Annotated in this window: 1 pseudogene; it reads right to left on the bottom strand. The window is 43.0% G+C overall.

The features are described from left to right. Positions 1-213, bottom strand: a pseudogene (locus tag AYW76_RS19465) (FAD-dependent oxidoreductase); the annotation flags it as partial. Positions 214-256: the final 43 nt, after the last annotated feature.

Raw genomic sequence — 256 nt, 5'->3', positions numbered from 1 at the left:
GTGGAAGCCGTTATACCAATATGCACCACAGAACCAAGTTCGAGATAGGCCATTAATTTCGTCGCGTCGTGCCTGTGCCTCTATCGATTGCTGGTTGAAAACCGGATGGTGATAAACAAAGCGCTTCAATATCTTTTCCTGCGCAATTTGCTCATTACTGTTTAAAGAGCCGCATAATGTTGCCGGTACCTCAATGTGATGCACTATGTTCATATTGTCAGTCAATGTTTTTGCTCTACCTTCTTCACCATTACAA

This window comes from Marinomonas gallaica (genome assembly GCF_001639745.1).
GTDB classification, from domain to species: Bacteria; Pseudomonadota; Gammaproteobacteria; order Pseudomonadales; family Marinomonadaceae; genus Marinomonas; species Marinomonas gallaica.
This window is presented reverse-complemented; position numbering and strand designations above follow the sequence as displayed.